This window comes from Bifidobacteriaceae bacterium (assembly GCA_031281585.1).
Taxonomy (GTDB): Bacteria; Actinomycetota; Actinomycetes; order Actinomycetales; family WQXJ01; genus JAIRTF01.
This window is the reverse complement of sequence record JAITFE010000094.1, coordinates 1-4,398: the sequence shown is the minus strand read 5'-3', so window position 1 is coordinate 4,398 and position 4,398 is coordinate 1. Positions and strand designations below refer to the sequence as shown.

The window sequence follows — 4,398 nt, the reverse complement described above, 5'->3', positions numbered from 1 at the left end:
GGCTGCGCTGGCCGGACGGGTTCGTTTGCCCCTGGTGCGGCGCTGGCCGCGGGCCGCGCGGCAAAGACGGCCTGCGGCGCTGCGCAAGGTGCCGCCGCCGCGTGTCGGCGACGGCGGGGACCGTCTTCCAAGACACCCGCACCCCGTTGAGTGTCTGGTTCGAGGCGGCGTGGCTGATGGCCGTGCCCGCCAACGGCGTGTCCGCGCTGACCCTGTCCCGGGTCCTGCCGGTCGGCTCGTACCAGACGGCCTGGACTATGCTCGCCAAGTGCCGGGCCGCGGTCCACGCCGCCCCGAAGGCGAAGCTGTCCGGGACCGTGGAGGTAGACGAGCGGCTGCATGGCGGGGTCCATCCCGGCGCCGGCGGGCAGACCGGCAAGGAACTCGTGGTCGCAGCCGTCGAGCGCGCCGGGCGCGGCAAAAGATTCGGCAGGGTCAGGCTCGCGGTCGTCCCCGACCGGTCGGCCTTCCAACTGCGCAAAGCCATCCGCGCCCACGTCGAACCCGGCTCCAGGATCATCACAGACGGGCTGTCCGCCTACACGCGGGCGACCGCCGGATACGTCCACGAGCCGCGCAACGAGTCCGCTCCCCGCGCCCCGCCGGCCCACGATCTGCTGCCCGCCGTCCACCGCGTGTTCTCTTTATGCGACCGGTGGCTGCTCGGCGCCCACCAAGGCGGCGTCCAATCCGAGCACATCCCCGAATACCCGTCAGAGTTCGCCTTCCGCTGGAACCGCCGCAACTCCCGCCACCGGGGCCTTCTGTTCGCCAGACTCGTCGAACTCGCCCTGGGCTGCGCGCCGACGACCTACCGCGACCTGGCGCGCTCGGGAACGCCCAAGGCCGCTCATCCAACCGGCCACGGGCCGCGCCGGTGGCCCGGGACCCTGGCGGTCGCCCCGCCGACGCGCCCGTGGAGGCAGCCTGCTGTTGGCGCCGCCGCGGCACCCGCCGACCCGCGGAGCGGATCGACTCGCCGCGTAGCCTGCCGCCGCGCGTCGGCCTAAACCTCACAATAGCTTCACAAACCACCTAAACTGGCGCCAGCCGAACAAGCCCCTGACCAGGCCCGGCATTAGGCAGTCATCTGGATACCCCTTTCAAATACACGCTACGCGGCCGGCCCAGGAATTGGGGCATCGTCCTGGTTCCTGGACCGGCCTCCGTTATCCGGAACTCAGACTGGCGAAGAACCCGAGGATGTCCGCGGCTGGAGCGGAGCGCCCTACGGTCGCGGACGCCGGATACGGGTGAGTAGTCGCGGGCAGGGATCCTTCTGGGTTACCCAGCGGCGGAACTGGGGCTGCCCCCACACCCGGGTCACCTTGCGGTAGCCACTACGCCCCTTCTCGCCCACCGAGTCCGAAGCACTACTGACCCGGCCGAGCCGCCAAGCCGACCCTCCCCCACGCGGTCGGGTTCAGTCCGACAGGCACCGAATCTGGGCCTTAGACGGTCACCGGGGGACGCAGGTCCGGGAAAACTGGAAAGTGTTTGACGTTCATGGTGGCCAGACGAGCGCCCAATTCCAGGGCGGTCGCCGCGATCAGGTAATCGCCCAGGGCGATGCCCTGATGGCTTCGCCGGTAGGCGCGCATCAACTCGCCAGCCCTCCGCGCCACCAACTCGCTCACCCCCACCGCCTGCAGGGCCGACAGCAGCCGCCACACGCCTTGGCGTTCGCCGCTCCGCATTCCGCCTGTCAGTTCGGCCACCGTGACGACGCTAACGGCCAAGGGGCCGCTCATCCTGGCGGCTTCGAGCCAGTCGCGCGTCGCCTGGTTCCCCCGCAGGTGGTTTACCAGGACGTCGGTGTCGACCACGATCACCGGTCGGCCTCCCGCGGCGCGTCAAGCCGTAGAAGCCGGGAATCGTCCGGGCGCGGCTCAACTACCAGCCCGGGCGCGGCGCCGAAGGAGCCTCGGATTGCCGCCAAATCGACGTCAAGCCTGCCGTCCTGGCCGGCCAGCGCCTGGTCCACCATCCGACGGAGCACGTGGGACCGTGACACCCCTTCCGCGCGGGCCATCGCGTCCAGTCCCGCCAATTGCCGGTCCTCGAAGTAGCTGTTGGTCCGCCGCATACACCTGACTGCACATCTTTGCCTTGGACCGCGCGGTTGGAAGCTTGAAACCGCCCGCTTGAAGCGGTTCGCCGGTTGGGCCGGGGTTCAGCCCCGCGTCAGCGTGCGCAGCGCGGAGCGAACCTCCGCTTGCCAGGCGCGGGCGCCCGCCATGGCGGCCGTGTAGAAGGAGCTCTCGTGCGTCTGCCCTTCGAAGCGGCGCGACTGGACGGGCACGCCGGCTTCGCGGAGCCGAATCGCGTAGGCCTCCCCGTCGCCCCTGAGCAAGTCGAATTCGGCCGTCAACACGTGGGCGGACGGCAGGCCGGACAAGTCCGGGGCCAGCAGCGGCGAGGCGTACGGCTCGCGGGCCGAGGCGCCGCCCAGGTATTGGCCCGCCAACTGGCGCAGCCCCCTTGCCACCAGGAATGGAGGGGCGCCGAGCCGCCAGGCGAGCCGCCGGTCGATGTGCCCGCCGGTCAAGTCGAGGGCCGGGACCTCAAGCAATTGCAGCCGGAGGGGGATTTGGTCGCGGTCTCGGTTCATCAGGGTCACGGCGGCCGCGATGGTGCCCCCGGAAGAGGCGCCCGCAACGCCTCCTCGATCCGGGTCGGCCCCGATCGAGGAGGCGTTGCCATGGAGCCATTGAAGGGCGGCGTGCCCCTGCTCAACGGCTTCCGGGAAGGGGTGCTCCGGGGCGAGGGCGTAGTCCACGGCGACTATGACGGCATCGGCATCTTGGGCGCGCCTGCGGTTGGTCAAGTCGACGCTGGCGAAGTCAAGGCCGCCTTGCCGGAAGCCGCCGCCAAAGAACGTCAGGATGGCCGGCCGGCGGCGTTCGCCCGGCGGTGAAGGCGAATAGACCCGGAGGCGCACGGGTTGGCCTCCCGGCACCGGGGCCGTGACGTCTTCGGCCTGGACGCCCGCCGGGGCGGGCTCCATCAACCGCCTGGTCAGACGCTGATCCACCGCGAAAGCCTGCGCGCGCCAGCCGGCCGGGTCCCGCGCGGGCCGGCCTACCAGGCGCCGCGCCGCCCGCCGGGCCCTTCTTGCGACTGGATCGATCGGCATCGTCGCTCCTTTGTTTGAAACCTAAGTGAACCTGAGCGAACCTGACCAGACCTCAAGAACCCGGCCCGGCGTCACCGTACACCCCGGATCGGGAGGATCAACCCGATCGCGGCGAGGGCCGACACGCCGGCGAAGACGAACAGGCCGGGGTAGCCGGCGGCGGAGATGACCAGCGCCGCCAGCCCCGGCGCGAGCACCTGGCCGCCGGCCTGGGCTATGTTCAGGATGCCCAACTGCGTCCCCGCCTGAGCCGCCGCCGGCAAAACCTGGGTCATCAGCGCCTGGCCAACCGAAAGGTAGGCGCCGAATCCGAGGCCCACCAAGACCAGGGAGAGGGCCAGCGCGGGAACGGTCGGGCTGGCCAGGGGCGCCACCACGGACAGCCCGATCAACAGGCTGGCCGCCACGATGACGACCTTCCGGCGGCCCAGCCGGTCGGAAATCCAGCCGCCGGGGACAATGGCCGCCAGGATGGAGACCAAGAGCACGGTGGACAACAGCGGATAGGCGCGGGCTGCCTGTTCTTGGCTGAGGCCGCAGTAGTCCTGCACCAAGTACAGCAAGAAGGAGTACAGGCCCCAGAAGCCGGTGATCAGGACGAGGCGTCCCGCGAACGCCCAGGCGAAGTCCGGGTGCCGGCGGGGCGAGACCCAAAACGACCTCAGAACCGAGCGGACCCGGCGGTCGGAGCGGGGTTTGGGCAAGAGCCGGGAGTCGCGGCGCAGCGCCAGCCCCAACGGGCCGGCCAGGACGGCGCAGAAGACCGCGAAAAACGCGAAGCCCAGGCTGGTCCGCGCCGCGAACAAGGACGCCAGCACCACCCCGCCAAGAACCCCCATGTAGGCGCCGGCCCCGCCCAGCGCGGACATCACGCCCCGGCGCTCCACCGGCGTTCGGTCGGCCACGATCGCGGTCAGCGGCGCGGCGAACATCGAATAGAAGATTTGGACGCCGCAGGCCGTCGCCACGATCAGGGCGAAGTTTTCCGTCACGGCGAACAGGGCTATGCAGGCGCTCACGCCCAGCGCCCCGCCCACAATCCATGGCGCCCGCCTCCCCCACCGGGAGCGGGTGCCGTCAGACAGCGCTCCCCACAGCGGCTGGGCGATTATCGCGCAGACCGCCGATGCCGTGCCCACCAGCCCGTAGTGGCCAACCTTTGTCGCCGGGTCCAGGTCCTGCAGCCGGAGGGGCAGCAAGAAGGTCGCGGCTCCCCCGTTCGCGGTGTTGACGACCAGCTGTATGGCGAAGTAGAGGCCCAT

The 4,398-nt window shown here is 70.5% G+C and carries 5 protein-coding genes; 1 reads left to right on the top strand and 4 read right to left on the bottom strand.

Annotated features, from left to right (window positions below):
* Positions 1-1,010, top strand: a 1,010-nt coding sequence (locus LBC97_10925; GenBank protein ID MDR2566541.1) for an IS1595 family transposase, incomplete at its 5' end; no start/stop codon positions are given.
* A 441-nt stretch (positions 1,011-1,451) separates the two neighbouring features.
* Here the strand turns inward: LBC97_10925 and LBC97_10920 are convergent.
* From LBC97_10920 to LBC97_10905, 4 genes are all read right to left on the bottom strand, one after another.
* Positions 1,452-1,832 carry a type II toxin-antitoxin system VapC family toxin gene (locus tag LBC97_10920; GenBank protein MDR2566540.1) on the bottom strand — a complete coding sequence of 127 codons (381 nt, stop codon included), beginning with the start codon at positions 1,830-1,832 and terminating at the stop codon, positions 1,452-1,454.
* Entirely contained in the window at positions 1,829-2,086 is a 258-nt protein-coding gene (locus tag LBC97_10915) for a ribbon-helix-helix domain-containing protein (protein MDR2566539.1), read from the bottom strand. Before LBC97_10915 ends, LBC97_10920 begins: the two co-directional genes overlap by 4 nt.
* 87 nt (positions 2,087-2,173) lie before the next feature.
* Positions 2,174-3,136, bottom strand: coding sequence for an alpha/beta hydrolase (locus tag LBC97_10910; protein ID MDR2566538.1), 963 nt, complete (start codon positions 3,134-3,136; stop codon positions 2,174-2,176).
* A gap of 71 nt (positions 3,137-3,207) precedes the next feature.
* The coding region (locus tag LBC97_10905) for an MFS transporter (GenBank protein ID MDR2566537.1) at positions 3,208-4,398 on the bottom strand (1,191 nt) is incomplete at its 5' end.